14 protein-coding genes are annotated in these 14,058 nt (G+C 44.9%); 6 read left to right on the forward strand and 8 right to left on the reverse strand.

The annotated features are described in order from the left end of the window. The first annotated feature begins 44 nt into the window (after positions 1–44). Entirely contained in the window at positions 45–818 is a 774-nt protein-coding gene (locus IGI88_RS03265) for a MerR family transcriptional regulator (RefSeq protein ID WP_008380678.1), read from the forward strand. A 60-nt stretch (positions 819–878) separates the two neighbouring features. Here the strand turns inward: IGI88_RS03265 and IGI88_RS03270 are convergent, their stop codons facing one another. Then, the gene (locus tag IGI88_RS03270; RefSeq protein WP_005234116.1) at positions 879–1,796 is read right to left on the reverse strand and encodes a LacI family DNA-binding transcriptional regulator; all 918 of its coding nucleotides are present in this window, start codon (positions 1,794–1,796) and stop codon (positions 879–881) included. A gap of 13 nt (positions 1,797–1,809) precedes the next feature. Further along, a complete protein-coding gene (locus tag IGI88_RS03275; RefSeq protein WP_005228502.1) occupies positions 1,810–2,073 on the reverse strand; it encodes a hypothetical protein in 264 nt (87 codons plus the stop codon). Positions 2,074–2,266: 193 nt separating this feature from the next. Between IGI88_RS03275 and IGI88_RS03280 the strand changes: the two genes are divergently transcribed. The 3 genes from IGI88_RS03280 (at position 2,267) to IGI88_RS03290 (ending at position 4,390) form a co-directional block, all read left to right on the forward strand. Next, positions 2,267–2,515, forward strand: coding sequence for a helix-turn-helix domain-containing protein (locus IGI88_RS03280; RefSeq protein ID WP_008380673.1), 249 nt, complete (start codon positions 2,267–2,269; stop codon positions 2,513–2,515). Between the two features lie 176 nt (positions 2,516–2,691). Continuing rightward, the gene (locus tag IGI88_RS03285; protein WP_016621620.1) at positions 2,692–3,627 is read left to right on the forward strand and encodes an ABC transporter ATP-binding protein; all 936 of its coding nucleotides are present in this window, start codon (positions 2,692–2,694) and stop codon (positions 3,625–3,627) included. Further along, positions 3,620–4,390, forward strand: coding sequence for an ABC transporter permease (locus IGI88_RS03290; RefSeq protein WP_005228499.1), 771 nt, complete (start codon positions 3,620–3,622; stop codon positions 4,388–4,390). Before IGI88_RS03285 ends, IGI88_RS03290 begins: the two co-directional genes overlap by 8 nt. Before the next feature lie 53 nt (positions 4,391–4,443). Here the strand turns inward: IGI88_RS03290 and IGI88_RS03295 are convergent, their stop codons facing one another. Further along, positions 4,444–6,273 carry a glucose PTS transporter subunit IIA gene (locus IGI88_RS03295; RefSeq protein WP_429960200.1) on the reverse strand — a complete coding sequence of 610 codons (1,830 nt, stop codon included), beginning with the start codon at positions 6,271–6,273 and terminating at the stop codon, positions 4,444–4,446. Between the two features lie 290 nt (positions 6,274–6,563). On the opposite strand from IGI88_RS03295, the gene IGI88_RS03300 reads away from it, so the two are divergent. Then, positions 6,564–7,763, forward strand: coding sequence for an enolase C-terminal domain-like protein (locus IGI88_RS03300; RefSeq protein WP_413156819.1), 1,200 nt, complete (start codon positions 6,564–6,566; stop codon positions 7,761–7,763). 95 nt (positions 7,764–7,858) lie between these two features. Here IGI88_RS03300 and IGI88_RS03305 read toward each other — a convergent pair whose 3' ends face one another. From IGI88_RS03305 to IGI88_RS03325, 5 genes are all read right to left on the reverse strand, one after another. After that, entirely contained in the window at positions 7,859–8,566 is a 708-nt protein-coding gene (locus tag IGI88_RS03305; RefSeq protein WP_422705633.1) for a GntR family transcriptional regulator, read from the reverse strand. Further along, positions 8,563–8,889: an MGMT family protein gene (locus IGI88_RS03310; RefSeq protein ID WP_074933265.1), complete on the reverse strand. Its 327-nt coding sequence runs from the start codon at positions 8,887–8,889 to the stop codon at positions 8,563–8,565. The genes IGI88_RS03305 and IGI88_RS03310 overlap by 4 nt, the downstream gene beginning before the upstream one ends. 139 nt (positions 8,890–9,028) lie before the next feature. Next, positions 9,029–10,417 (reverse strand): glucuronate isomerase, encoded by a 1,389-nt coding sequence (uxaC, locus tag IGI88_RS03315; RefSeq protein WP_429960201.1) that lies wholly within the window; start codon positions 10,415–10,417, stop codon positions 9,029–9,031. 16 nt (positions 10,418–10,433) lie between these two features. Continuing rightward, entirely contained in the window at positions 10,434–11,510 is a 1,077-nt protein-coding gene (gene uxuA / locus IGI88_RS03320; RefSeq protein WP_008380661.1) for a mannonate dehydratase, read from the reverse strand. Positions 11,511–11,513: 3 nt separating this feature from the next. After that, complete coding sequence (locus IGI88_RS03325) at positions 11,514–13,109, reverse strand: mannitol dehydrogenase family protein (protein WP_008380658.1); 1,596 nt, start codon at positions 13,107–13,109, stop codon at positions 11,514–11,516. 188 nt (positions 13,110–13,297) lie between these two features. Between IGI88_RS03325 and IGI88_RS03330 the strand changes: the two genes are divergently transcribed. Further along, a complete protein-coding gene (locus IGI88_RS03330; RefSeq protein WP_005234106.1) occupies positions 13,298–13,966 on the forward strand; it encodes a GntR family transcriptional regulator in 669 nt (222 codons plus the stop codon). The last annotated feature ends 92 nt before the right edge of the window (positions 13,967–14,058 follow it).

A 14,058-nucleotide genomic window follows, 5' to 3' on the forward strand; every position in this document is an offset into this window, starting at 1 on the left:
GTTACGTCAACCTTTAGGATACAGGTGTAAGGAGGGAAAAGCCGATGGAATATACGATCAGTGCCTTAGCCAAACTGTCAGGAGTCAGCAGCCGTACCCTGCGGTATTATGATCAGATCAAGTTGTTACAACCGCAACGCACCAACTCAGCTGGTTACCGTATCTACGGGAGACAGGAAGTCGATCGCCTACAGCAGATTTTGTATTTTAAGTCTTTTGGGCTGTCATTAGAAACGATCCGCGGGATCTTGGATGAGCCGCAAGCATCGATCCAAACGGTCTTGTTGCAGCATTACCAACAGCTTTTACAAGAGCGAGCAGCCCTGGACAGTCTTTTGACCACCTTAGCGCAAACAATTGATTATTATGAAGGAGAAAAGACGATGACCGATCAAGAGAAATTCAGTTATTTTAAGGAACAAAAAATTCGTGAAAACGAAGCAAACTACGGTGCCGAGTTACGAGAAACCTACGGTGAGGAGATCATCGAAAAAAGCAACCAAAAGTGGCAGCAGATGACCCAAGTCGATTATCAAGCACTGACCGACAACGAAAACCGCTTATTGCAGCTGTTAAAAGAGCTATTGACTGAAAAGGAAGGGAAACGAATCCCTTCTGACAAAGCCCAAATGGCTTTTGCTGCACATCAAGCATGGCTCAAACAAGCAGCACCCTTTTACTCAGCAAAATATCACCGATCTTTAGGGGAAATGTACGTTCAAGACGAGCGTTTTACCGCCTATTACGATCAAAAAGCGGGCGTCGGCAGCGCCCAGCTGTTGAAACAGATCATTGACCATTACACCGAATCCCATTAAAAAAACGATGCGCAAGCACTGCCCGCTCAGGGGCTTTGTTTGCGCATCGTTTCGTCTATGCTATCGTTTGATGAACTCATAGGGCATGCGATAGTTGCCGCTTTTTTCCATTATCGCCAATTGGACGGCAGTCTCCCCGCAAGCTTGCAAGTGATGATCGATCGTTGAAAGCTGTAGCAGCTCGCTGATGTATAAATTGTCCCGTCCAATCACGAGCCATTCTCCCGGCGCCTGCGACTGGATCCCAGCAGCAACATGATCCCCATTGGTGAAAATCGCTTCGACCCCTTTATCTGCAAAATAAGCAGCTGCTTCTTTGCCATCTTCTTCCGTCAAACAATCCCAAAAGATCAAGTCTTCGGAAAAAGTCGAAAAATAGTCATGAGCCAAACGGACCGTGATTTTTGAATTGCTGCTGAGCTTGCGGCTACGTCCCAATGTCACGCCGATTTTCTGGATACCTTGTTCCTTAAAATACGTAAAGACTTCTTTGATCGATTCCTCTCGATCAATATAGGTGCAACCGTCAGTCAAATACGAGATATTCTCACAAAAGACGATGCGACCGTAAGAACGATAAGGCAATAAGGTTTCGATCGGATTCGCCCGCGAGGCAATGATCAAGGCATCAAAGCTTTTCGCCGCAAATTCTTGCAAATACGCTTCCTCTACTTGCGGATCATAGTTCGTGGCTAAAAGCGTAACCTTATAGCCCCGAGCAAACGCTGCTGTTGTGATGCCGCTCAATAATCGATCAAAATAGGGATGATTGACAAACGGTAGGATCACACCGATATTTTTGGTTTTACCAACACTCAACGCTCGCGCCGTGTAATTCGGAATATAGTTGACCTCTTCCATGACAGCCAGGATCTTACGACGCTTTTCTTCACTGACATACGGATTGTTATTAATGACTCGTGAAACCGTTGAGACCGAATAGCCGGTCAAGCGTGCAATATCCCGAATGTTTGCCATGACTCACTGCTCCTTAAACGAATAATTGTTCTTTCATATAGTCTATCACACTTAGCCCACATGTATAAAATTCATAGTAATCGTTGTGATGAATAAATCCGATCCGCTGAGACCCAAAGTGTTCATCACACGTCAAGTGACTGATCTCATCCACAGGAATTTCTACTAATCGTTCTTGAAAGAACCCTTTTGGCTTCGTCAATACCAGTTGTTGTCCATCAAAAGCCAACGTTACATAACAACATTCCGCACCATTTTTCTTCATGTATGTATTCATGTTTCCATCCCGCCTTCCTTTTTATAAATCAAGCATACTGTATGAAACGCGTCTCAGAGCAAGTCATTTGTTTCACTTTTTAACAAAAACCGATTGACCTTCATGTGAATTACTTCGCATATTTTGCTTTTGTTGGTACAATAAAAAGAGAACAGTGCGAAAGGAAGCGCAATTTTTTAAGGAGGACCGCAAAGTGACATTAGAAGAAGCTTTTTTATTAGACACCTTGCGTTGCCGCTTCAAGTTTTTAAGAGAAGAACGCGGATTGAGCCCAAAAGAAGTATGTCAGCATCTCGATGTGTCTTACCCCGATTACACCTTATACGAAGCAGGCGATTGCTTACCCGATGTATTGACGCTGCTACACGCAGCTTCCCTTTATAATGTTTCTGTCGATTACTTATTAGGACAGACAGAACGACCAGAACGGTATTTATGCTAACAATCGACTTTATCGAAAAAACGATCAAATGGTCGTTTTTTCTTTTGCCTCTTTCCCACTTTTCATCGATTAGCAACAATTGTTATCTAATCAAATGAAAAAAATCAAATCATGCGGTTCTTCTTGAAAAAAAATGATAGAATAAACCATCATACATAGAAGGAGTTCAAACAAACATGACCTATGCACTAGAACTAACCGATTTACGCAAAGTCTATGCCACCGGCGTTGAAGCGTTGCGGGGCATAAATTTGAAGGTGGAAGAAGGCGACTTTTATGCCTTGTTAGGCCCTAACGGCGCTGGAAAGTCCACCACCATCGGCATTATCACCTCTCTTGTCAATAAATCTTCCGGAAGCGTCAAAGTCTTCGGCTACGATTTAGACAAAGAATTGGTCCAAGTCAAACAACAGATTGGTTTGGTTCCCCAAGAATTCAATTTCAATCCCTTTGAAACGGTCCAGCAGATCGTGGTCAATCAAGCCGGGTATTATGGTGTTCCCCGCAACGAAGCCATCAAACGCAGCGAAAAATACTTGAAGCAGTCGAATTTGTGGGAAAAACGCAATGTTCGTGCGCGGATGCTGTCTGGCGGGATGAAACGCCGTTTGATGATTGCTCGTGCCCTGATGCATGAACCACGGCTATTGATTTTGGATGAACCGACGGCAGGTGTCGATATCGAATTGCGTCGGGAAATGTGGAGCTTTTTGCGGGAGCTGAACCAAAATGGCACAACGATCATTTTGACGACCCATTATTTAGAAGAGGCCGAAATGCTTTGTCGCAACATCGGGATCATTCAATCTGGTGAACTGATCGAAAACACCAGCATGAAATCCTTGTTGGCAAAACTGCAATTTGAAACCTTTCTTTTTGATATCGCACCGATCAAACAAGCACCAACGATCACTGGATATCCGATCCAAATGGAAGATGAACAGACAATCGCCGTTGAAGTCGCTCGAGACCAAGGCGTCAACGATCTTTTTGCTCAATTCAGCCAGCAAGGGATCAATGTCCTCTCCATGCGCAACAAATCCAATCGCTTGGAAGAACTATTTTTGAAAATCACCGAAGAAGCACACGAAGCGGAGGAAAACCATGTTTAGTCTTTATTTTACAGCCTTAAAAAGTTTAGCGGTCAAAGAGACCAACCGCTATTTAAGGATTTGGGTGCAGACCCTCGTCCCACCCGTCATCACTACTTCCTTATACTTCATTATCTTTGGGAAAATGATCGGCAGCCGCATCGGCGAAATGGGCGGCTTTTCTTATATGGAATTTATCGTTCCCGGGCTGATCATGATGTCGACGATCACCAGCTCTTACTCCAATGTGTCTTCTTCCTTCTTTTCACAGAAGTTTCAAAAAAACATTGAGGAACTCTTAGTGGCGCCGGTTCCTACTCACGTCATTATTTGGGGCTTTGTCTTTGGCGGACTTGGCCGTAGTATCTTGGTGGGCACATTGGTGACCATCATTTCCCTTTTCTTCGTGCCATTACATGTGTATTCTTGGGTCATCGTTGTCTTAACCCTTGTCATGACCGCCATCTTATTTTCATTAGCAGGGTTGCTAAATGGGATCTTCGCCCAATCCTTTGACGATGTTTCCATCGTGCCAACCTTTGTTTTACAACCATTGACCTATCTTGGAGGCGTCTTTTACTCCATCAGCATGCTGCCGCCGATTTGGCAAACAATCTCCAAAGTCAACCCGATCGTGTATATGATCTCTGGTTTCCGCTACGGCTTTTTAGGCACCATCGATGTCCCAATTTTCCTATCCATCGGTATTTTGGTCTTGTTCATTGTTGTCTTATACAGCGTATGCTGGTACTTGATCCAAAAAGGCCGCGGGCTGCGTAGTTAATTGCAATAAAAAAAAGATGAACTTCATTAATGAAGCTCATCTTTTTTCTTTTATTAGGCATTCAAAACGACTTTTTCCAGCAATGCACCGGCTTGGTGTCTGCCTTCTAAATCAGTACTTCCAGAAAATTGCTGCACGCGATCCATGTTGGTGATCAAAACGATCACCATGGTTTCTTTGCCTTGCTGCTTGATATAAGGTAGATCCATTTGTGCCAGTTTGGTTTGCGGAGTGACTTGCTCCCCAGCTTTGACAAAGACATCAAAGCCTTGTCCGCCAAGTGAGACTGTATCGATCCCCATATGCACAAGAACTTCAACGCCGTTTTGGGTTTTGATCCCGACGGCATGTTTTGAAGGGAACACAGTGGTGACTTCGCCACTGACCGGTGCAAAGATTTGCCCATCTTGTGACTCGATGGCATAGCCTTCTCCCATCATTTTCGTTGAAAAAACTTCATCTGGTACATCTTCTAATGGGACATATTCTCCATGGGTCACGGCATGCAGATCCACTTCGTTGGTGTAACGATCGCCTTCGGCTGCTTGATTTGGTACCAAGAACCAGCTCATTGCAAAGGATAAGCCGATTGCCAAGATGATCCCTAAAACGGCATAGACAAAGTATTCCCCAATATAGGCTGGCAAACTAAAGATACTTGAAAGAATATATCCATAAATCCGAACACCGAAGAAACTGATGAAAGCAGAAGCCACAGAACTACCAACTGTTGCTGCGATAAAGGCTTTTTTATACTTCGACAAAATCCCGAATAACGCAGGTTCTGTGATCCCTAATAAGCCAGAAACCGCCGAAGATAGAATGATCGATTTTTCTTCTTTGGTTTTGACTTTGAAATAAATAGCTGCTGTTGCGCCGGTGATTGCCATATTTGCCATAAACATCATTGGCATCAGCATATCATATCCTTGATTGGCGAAGTTTTGCAAAGCGATCGGGGTCATGGCATGATGCAGTCCCGTGAAGATTGCGATTGGACGAATCGCCCCTACCACAATTCCTGCTAAGACAGGCGAGATAGTGAATAACCCAGCCACGCCAGCAGCCAGTAAGTTTCCTAGATGGATACTGATTGGGCCAATGACCGTTAATGTCAAGATACCAGCGACAAACAACGAAATCGTCGGTGTAAAAACGGTACGCAGCACTTGTGGTAAGAGTTTATCGACCCAACGGTAAATATAGCTAAGCACTAGCACGGCAAAGATAATGGGAATCACTGTTCCTGCATAGTTAAAGACGGGTACTGGCAGTATGCCGAACAAGCGAAAGGCGGAAATACTTCCTTCGGCTACCGCATTGGTCATCGTTGGAAATTGCAGCGTTGCCGCGATTGCGATCGCTAAATATTGATTGGTTTTAAAAATCCGAGCGGCTGAGGCAGCAACAAAAAATGGCAAGAATGTGAATACGCCGCTCGCGATCATGTCGATCACTAAATAGGTATCTGTTTGATTAGAGATGACATTCAATGCCACCAATCCAGCCATCAATCCTTTGATCATTCCTGCGCCAGCGATAGCTGGAACGATCGGACCAAAAACGCCAGAAACGGTATCCATAAATAAGGAAACGGCTCCTTTTTTCTCTGATGTTTCCCCTTGATTCGCTTCATCAAGACCTAATTCTTTGGCTAAAGGTGCATAATAATCAGCAACATCCGTTCCTATCACTACTTGCAGCTGATTGCTTTGATATTTTGTTCCTACGACTTTGGGTGTTTTTTCTAACGCCGCATAGTCGACTTTTTTCTCATCCTTTAAATCAAAACGCAAGCGAGTCATACAGTGCCATGCATTGTTGATATTGTCTGATCCGCCAACATCTTTAATGATCTGTTTTACGATGTCTTCTTTGGTCATCTTTTTTTCCCCCTGTTGTTTGCTAACGGTCCTGATCCTTTTGACGGGCGCCCTTTCAGGTGTTTCCGTTTTCACACACATAGTAGCATGCTCACACAGACTTGTAAAACCAGTCCTTTTTTGATAAAACCAGAATAAAAACGCTATATATCAACGTTTTATTATAAAATAGGCAAAAATTGGACTGGTTTTATGGTGTATATCCAGTTTTTATTAGACCAAATTGACAGCGGTTGCCAAGCATGTTTCAATGGCTATAGCAACTAGAGACAAAAATTGGAGTGAATGAAATGACACCAACGATCATCACCGACGTCAAAGCCTTTGCGATCAAACCTGATCGCCATAACCTTGTTGTCGTTAAAGTAGAAACGAACAAAGGCGTATCTGGGTTAGGCTGCGCAACCTTCCAGTTTCGCCCACTAGCCGTAAAAACCGTCGTTGACGAGTATTTACGCCCCCTCTTACTTGGCCGCGATGCCAATCAAATCGAAGATCTTTGGCAAGTGATGAATGTCAATTCTTACTGGCGGAATGGTCCGATCACCAACAATGCCATCTCAGGAGTCGACATGGCTTTATGGGACATCAAGGGACAATTAGCCGATATGCCATTGTATCAACTGTTAGGTGGAAAAGCGCGTACGGCGATTCCCGCCTATACCCATGCCGTGGCAGATAATCTCGAAGACCTTTATCAAGAAATCGATCGCTTCTTGGCTGAGGGGTATCGCTATATCCGTTGCCAATTAGGCTTTTATGGTGGAAATCCTAGCCAACTGCAAACACCCGATCAGCCCATCGCTGGTTCCTATTTTGATCAAACAGACTACATGGACACAACACTGAAAATGTTTGCTGCGATCCAAGAACGATACGGCAATCAATTTCAAATGCTGCATGACGTGCATGAACGGCTGCATCCAAACCAAGCGATTCAATTTGCAAAAGCCGCTGAACCTTTTAATCTCTTTTTCCTAGAAGATATTTTGCCGCCGGATCAAAACAAGTGGTTGCAGCAACTCCGCAGCCAGTCGGCGACCCCGATCGCGACCGGCGAATTGTTCAATAATCCGATGGAATGGCAAGAGCTAGTCAAAAATCAACAGATCGACTTTATGCGTGCCCATGTCTCACAAATCGGTGGGATCACGCCAGCATTGAAATTGGCTCACTTCTGCGATGCGATGGGCATTCGGATCGCTTGGCACACGCCGTCTGATATCAGCCCTGTCGGCTTAGCCGTCAACACCCATCTAAATATCCATCTGCACAATGCCGCGATCCAAGAAACGATTGCGATCCCAGCAAATACCCAGTCGGTCTTTGGTGGTAGTCCACAACCTGAAAACGGCTATTTTTATCCCATCGAGAAAAGTGGGATTGGGATCACGTTCGATGAAGTAGCAGCTGCGGAATTTCCCGTGGTTTACCGTCCTCACGAATGGACCCAGAGCCGTACACCAGACGGCACTTTGATCACTCCTTAAACACAACAAAAGACATCCCCTGTCCAATCGACAGGGGATGTCTTTGTTCTCTCTGGGTAAAGACGACGCAACTGGCACATTTGCTTTCCTAAAAATCAATCGATGCGTGAGCGATGGATCTCACGGTCAAAGGGACGGATGTAGGTCACGGCATAATCAATGGCAACGATATTGCTGAACTCATACACGCGGCCGTCTTCTAAAATCGCCCGATTGCTGATCTGCATTGCCGGCGTCCCCCGCTTGCACAATAAAATACCCGATTGCGCGGTCGATGTGGTGATGGGGGTATAGCTTGTGATGTAGTGGGAAATGCGGTACCCGCAGCTTTCGACATAGCGTTGGATCGAGTGCTCCACGATTTCTTGTGTCAATTCGGGAAATAGGCTGACGGGCAATTTAGACGTTTCCAGCTGTTCGATTTTGTAATTGACGATCCGCACTCGTTCAAAGGTCCAGACTTCCTCGTCTGGGCCTATTTGGAAAATCTGCTGTTCATCCAACGTTGCTGCCGCCTTATTCAAGGAAATCATTGTGGAATGGATGCGGTCATAAGGGGTGCGGGTCAAGGAATTAAAGATCATTGGGTTTTTGACCCATTTTTCATGGATAAAAATCCCTGAACCTTGTACCACTTTGACGATCCCGATCTCTTCAAGGTTTTTAATTGCTTGCTGGATCGTAAACCGAGAAACGCCATAGGTTTGCGCAAGGGTTCTTTGGTTGGGTAATTTGCCAGCAGAAAATTCTTCCTGATAGATTTTACTCAACAGATCTTGCACGATAAATTCACGTTTTTTCATAATGGCTCCTTCATTTGAGCGGGAGCGATCTCGCTCATGGACCAACTGCAAGCCTTCATATCGATACGTCCACTGGCTTTGAAGACCACCCCTTCATCGACGAGTGCTGCTTTTCGCCCATTGGCGGAGGGACCAACTAAGACGCCATCTGCCCGCACGACTCGATGGGCAGGGACATCCTGAGGGCTCAAGCGCATCGCTCGACCGACTGCTCGCGCGCCGTTGATTTGTCCCAATTTCCACGCAATCTGACTATAGGAGACGACTTTACCAAAAGGGATCTGCCGCGCCAGCGCATAGACTTCTTCATAGAATGGATTCATACTGTTCGCTCCTTCTTTGATTCTTTCTATCATAGTACTGGATTCCCTGCCAATAGTAAATGAACAGACGCAACTTTAGCAATAGCCATCCAAACACTCGATTCCTTCTCTAGCAAGCCAAGAACGAATCGAGTAGTCATTAGTTTGGAAAATCAAAGTAGGTTTTCGCATTGTGATAAGAGATATCTGCGACGATCTGCCCTAAATATATTTCATCTGCTGGCAGTTGTCCGTCTTCTACCCATTCACTGATCACCTGACACAAAATCCGCCGGAAATACTCGTGGCGTGGATAAGACAAAAAGCTGCGAGAATCCGTCAGCATGCCGACGAAGTTTCCAAGAATCCCGCCTTCTGCTAGGGTCGTCAACTGATGTCGCATACCAGAATACGTATCATTGAACCACCAAGCAGAGCCTAATTGCAGCTTGCCTTTGCTCTCTTCTTGGAACGCCCCCATCAGCGCAGTCAACACTGGATAATCTTTGGGGTTCAGTGAATACAAAATCGTCTTCGGCAATAAACTTTCCGCCTGAAGCTGCGCCAATGTCCGACTTAAGCCGCTCGCTAGACGATCGTCCCCCATCGCATCACCGCCGCTATCAGGTCCTAGTTGTTGGAAAAGTTTTTGACTGTTGTTGCGAGTCGCCATCAGATGCAATTGCGCGGTCCAGCCTTGCTTTGCGTATTGGCGCATCAAGTCAATCAGCAAGCCGGTTTGAAACTGTCTGATTTCTTCATTAGTCAATGTCTCAGTGGTCAAACGCTTTTGAAAAATCGCTTCAAGTGCAGCGCCATCATAAGCTTCCTCTCCAAGACGTGACAGACTGTGATCTGCTAAACGACAGCCCTGTTGCTGGAAGTAAGAAATACGTACGGTCAATGCTTCAACTAGCGTTTGATAGCTAGTGATCTCTTTGCTCGCAGCTATAGCCAATTGCTTAAGGTATGCTGGAAATTCTGGATTCTGCAGATTGATTGCTTTGTCAGGACGAAAGGTAGGATACACGGCAAAGGATTCTTCTGCCAACTTTTGATGATATGTCAACGAATCAATGGGATCATCCGTCGTACAGATTACCTCAACGGCCATCTTTTTGATCAGTTCTCGTGGTGAAAATTCCTTCGTCTGCAGCTGTTGATTGACTTTTTCCCAAATGCTTGCTGCATTGGCTAGTGTCAACCGCTCATCAATACCAAAGATTCGCTTCAATTCCAAATTGGTCCAGACATATAATGGATTGCCAATGCAAGCCTCCAAGGTCTGCGCCCAAGCACAGAATTTTTCGTAGTCGTCAGCATCGCCAGTGATCAAAGATTCTGCAACACCATTGGCACGCATCAAGCGCCATTTGTAATGGTCCCCCGCCAGCCACGCTTGGGTGAGATTGGTGAAGTTTTGGTTTTCGAAAATCTCTTTCGGCTCTAAATGGCAATGGTAATCAATGATCGGCTGCTTTTTTGCATACTCATGGTACAACTGTTTGGCAAAGCTGTTTTTCAAAATAAAATCGTCAGTTAAAAACATTTCTTCGCTCCTTTTCTTAACGCCCCACGCTCTTGTCGATGGCTTCCCACAACCCTAATAAGTAGGAAGCGCCGATCGCCCGATCATACAAGCCATAGCCTGGACGTCCCGTTTCTCCCCAGATCATTCGCCCATGATCTGGTCGAATGTAGCCGTCAAAGCCATTTTTGTACATCGCTTCTAGGATCTGATACATGTCTAATGAGCCTTCAGATGAGAGATGCGGTGCTTCATAAAAGTCTTTGTCATTGCCCAAGTATTGAATGTTACGAACATGGGCAAAAGGAATCCGATCCCGGCGACAAAACTCAGCCAAAATCTCATAGACATTATTGGCTGGGTCTTCGGCGATACTGCCAGTACAAAGTGTGATACCATTTGACGGACTGTCTACCACGTTGCAGACCCAATCCAAATCATCGCGGTTTTTAACGATACGAGGCAGACCAAAAATCGAATAGGGAGGATCATCTGGATGAACAGCCATCTTGATGCCGACCTCTTCACAGGTGGGAATGATGGCTTTTAGGAAATAAGCAAAGTTTTCTCTTAATTTGTCATCATCGACATCCTTATACGCAGCAAACAATTCTTTGACATGTGCCAAACGTTCTGGTTCCCAGCCTGGCAAGGTATAGCCAGAGCTTGACTCCTCAACTTCTTTGACGATCTCTTCTGGGTCTTTGTCGATCCCTGCTTTTTCAAATGCCATCGTAGAAGAACCGTCGGCTAAGCGATAATCGAGATCCGTTTTGATCCAATCGAAAATCGGCATAAAATTATAGCAGATCACTTCGACCCCATATGCTGCCAAATTACGAATCGTTTTTTTGTAGTTTTCGATATACAGGTCTCTCGAAGGCAAGCCAATCTTGATGTCATCATGAATATTGACGCTTTCGATCACCTTCAGGGAAAGGCCAACTGCTTCGACTTCTTCCACGAGCGCCTTGATCCGTTCTTTCGGCCAAACTGCCCCAGCAGGCAAATCAAAGAGTGTGCCGACGATGCCTTTCATTCCAGGAATTTGACGGATATCTGCTAACTTGATTTTATCGTAGTCTTTTCCATACCAACGAAATGTCATTTCCATTTTTTATTCGATCCCTTCTACTGTTTCATGTAATGTTTTACGGACTGCGCCGGTTCCTGCCAGCATCTTAGCGAACAAGTGACCCACCTTTTCAGCGATTCCTGCTTGATAAAGATCCAAACCAAAAATCTGCGGATTTGCTAAGATTGGTCGAATGATCCCTTGAACATCGGCGGCTGTCCCTAACTGACACTCACGTAAAATCTCTTGTAATTCTGCTAAGAGGGGATCAGGACTTGGGCCAAATGGATGGCCTTCATCATCGATCGCTAATAGATAACGCAACCAGCCTGCAATCGCTAAGGGAATGAAAGTCAGCTCAGAAGCCGAGCCTTCTTTCTCCACATACTTTTTGATGGTTTCGCCAAAACGGATGGCGATTTTCTGTGAGGTATCTGCGGCGATCCGCTGTGGAGTGTCAGGAATCAGGGGATTCGGTAAACGAAGGCCCACCACCTCATCGATAAATTTCTTTGGCTGAATGATCTCAGGATCTTCCACTACCGGCAAGCCTTCACGATAGCCGATTCCTTTGATCAAAGCAACAATATCTGGATCGGTCATTTCCGCAGCAATAGATGTATAACCGAGTAAACAGCCGAACAAACTCATTGCGGTATGCAGTGGATTCAAACAAGTTGTGACTTTCATACTATCGGTTTTGTCGACGATCTCTCGACTCGTCAAGATCACCCCCGCTTTATCCAAATTCGGGCGACCATTTGGAAAATCATCTTCAATCACCAGGTAATGAGTCGTCTCTGTGTTAGCAAACGGAGCGATATTCGTTCCTTTATCGGTACGGATGACTGGCAGCTGCTCGATCCCAGCTGCTGCTAATTCTTCTGCAACTGCTGTTGAAGGATTTGGCGTGATCCGATCGATCATTGACCACGGAAACGTCACCTGCGCGTTGTTTTCTAAGTATCGGACAAACGCTTCTGAAACATGCCCCAGCTTTTGCCATTCTTTTGCAATGGTGACAATCGCCGTTTGGAAACGGAGCCCATTTTGCGAAAAATTATCGGTGGAAACCATAGCGATCGGAAGTGCCCCTGATTGAAAACGATCCCATAAAAAGCTAGCCAAAATGCTCATTGTATGGTTGACCTGATGGGGACCCGCAGCGAGATCCGCTTGTACGACAGGTAAAAATTTCCCCTGACTGTCTTTTAAGCCATAGCCTTTTTCTGTGATCGTTACGGTAACCAACTGTAGTGACGGCTCCTGAAATACTTTGCGTATTTGCTCATAACTCGCAATGCGGGAAGGATGGCAATAATAACTAGCCGCCGTTGACTGGAGCAATTTTTTCTCCAACCGTCCCCCTTCATGCATGACCACTTCTAAAATATCATTCTCGTAAGGGGCATATACTTGATCAATCACCTGTTCATCAAAGGTTTCACAAACTACGATTCCTTTTGTCAGCGCTTGTTGATCGATCAACGTTTGGGCTACTTCTGCGTGAAATGCCCGATACAAATTTCCCCCACCAAAGTGTAACCATTGAAACTGAGTATCTGATTGATCCGTCACTTCTTTGGGAACGATCGGCATCGTAACTCCTGCCTGCTTCAAGGCAGCAAAATCAAACATCCTACTTCCTCCTTTTTCTTAAAACTGATATATTAGTATTCTAGTTCATTCTATACTGAATTGCAAGCCTTTACAAAAGGTTATTCAACTTATATACTAGTTTTATTACTCAAAACTATCCCTAGGCACCTTCCTTCAGAGTTTTTCTTTAGAAGGTAATTGAATGCCTGATACAGAAAGAAGCGTTTATGTTGAACCCTACAAATTTTCAATCACAAGCTTATGAATCAATCAAAGAGTTGATTTTAACCGCCAAACTGATTCCCGGTCAAAAAATATCTGAAAAGGAATTGGAGCAACGGCTAACCATTGGCAGGACGCCGATCCGTGAAGCAATTATTCGTCTGCGCCGTGAAGCACTGATCCATGTCGTTCCCCAAAGCGGCACCTATATTTCTAAAATCAGTATCAAACAAATTGAAGAAGCTCGTTTTGTCAGAGAGACGCTTGAAAAAGAAGTATTCGTAGCGGCCTGCCAAGCCATTACAGAAGAGCAGCTGAAAGAACTAGAAAAACTCGTTATTTTGCAGCGGACCTATGCCCAATTGAAGGATGAAATCGAGTTTTTCCAACTCGACGAGGCCTTCCATCAGTTGATCTATAAGATTGCCGACAAAGAAAATGTCTGGAATTGGCTACAAACGATCAATCTGCCTTTAAATCGCTTCCGCTTCTTACGTTTAGAGGTGGAGGAATTGTCTTGGGAAATTATTTTGCGGGATCACGAAGAAATCTTAGCCACTTTAAAAGAAAAAGACCAAGCCAAAATTGCTCCCTTGGTCGGACAACACATTGATGTCATTGATAACGATTTGATTTTTGTGGAAAAGGCCTTTCCCGATTACTTTACGGAGTAAAGCTATTTGAAAATCATGGACCTTAAAAACCACCCTCGTCGAGTAGATTGCCTACTTGACGAGGGTGGTTTCATACGCTGAACAAGCGAGAA

The sequence above is a fragment of the Enterococcus sp. AZ179 genome (genome assembly GCF_050498885.1).
Lineage (GTDB): Bacteria > Bacillota > Bacilli > Lactobacillales > Enterococcaceae > Enterococcus_D > Enterococcus_D entomosocium.

Bases quoted from the DNA above. Each gene is read 5' to 3' on its own strand.
- IGI88_RS03295 (WP_429960200.1), bottom strand. From the start codon at position 6,273: ATGACCAAAGAAGACATCGTAAAACAGATCATTAAAGATGTTGGCGGA.
- IGI88_RS03325 (WP_008380658.1), bottom strand. From the start codon at position 13,109: ATGTTTGATTTTGCTGCCTTGAAGCAGGCAGGAGTTACGATGCCGATC.
- IGI88_RS03290 (WP_005228499.1), top strand. From the start codon at position 3,620: ATGTTTAGTCTTTATTTTACAGCCTTAAAAAGTTTAGCGGTCAAAGAG.
- uxaC (WP_429960201.1), bottom strand. From the start codon at position 10,417: ATGTTTTTAACTGACGATTTTATTTTGAAAAACAGCTTTGCCAAACAG.
- IGI88_RS03310 (WP_074933265.1), bottom strand. From the start codon at position 8,889: ATGAATCCATTCTATGAAGAAGTCTATGCGCTGGCGCGGCAGATCCCT.
- IGI88_RS03270 (WP_005234116.1), bottom strand. From the start codon at position 1,796: ATGGCAAACATTCGGGATATTGCACGCTTGACCGGCTATTCGGTCTCA.
- IGI88_RS03285 (WP_016621620.1), top strand. From the start codon at position 2,692: ATGACCTATGCACTAGAACTAACCGATTTACGCAAAGTCTATGCCACC.
- IGI88_RS03300 (WP_413156819.1), top strand. From the start codon at position 6,564: ATGACACCAACGATCATCACCGACGTCAAAGCCTTTGCGATCAAACCT.
- IGI88_RS03275 (WP_005228502.1), bottom strand. From the start codon at position 2,073: ATGAATACATACATGAAGAAAAATGGTGCGGAATGTTGTTATGTAACG.
- uxuA (WP_008380661.1), bottom strand. From the start codon at position 11,510: ATGGAAATGACATTTCGTTGGTATGGAAAAGACTACGATAAAATCAAG.
- IGI88_RS03265 (WP_008380678.1), top strand. From the start codon at position 45: ATGGAATATACGATCAGTGCCTTAGCCAAACTGTCAGGAGTCAGCAGC.
- IGI88_RS03330 (WP_005234106.1), top strand. From the start codon at position 13,298: ATGTTGAACCCTACAAATTTTCAATCACAAGCTTATGAATCAATCAAA.
- IGI88_RS03305 (WP_422705633.1), bottom strand. From the start codon at position 8,566: ATGAAAAAACGTGAATTTATCGTGCAAGATCTGTTGAGTAAAATCTAT.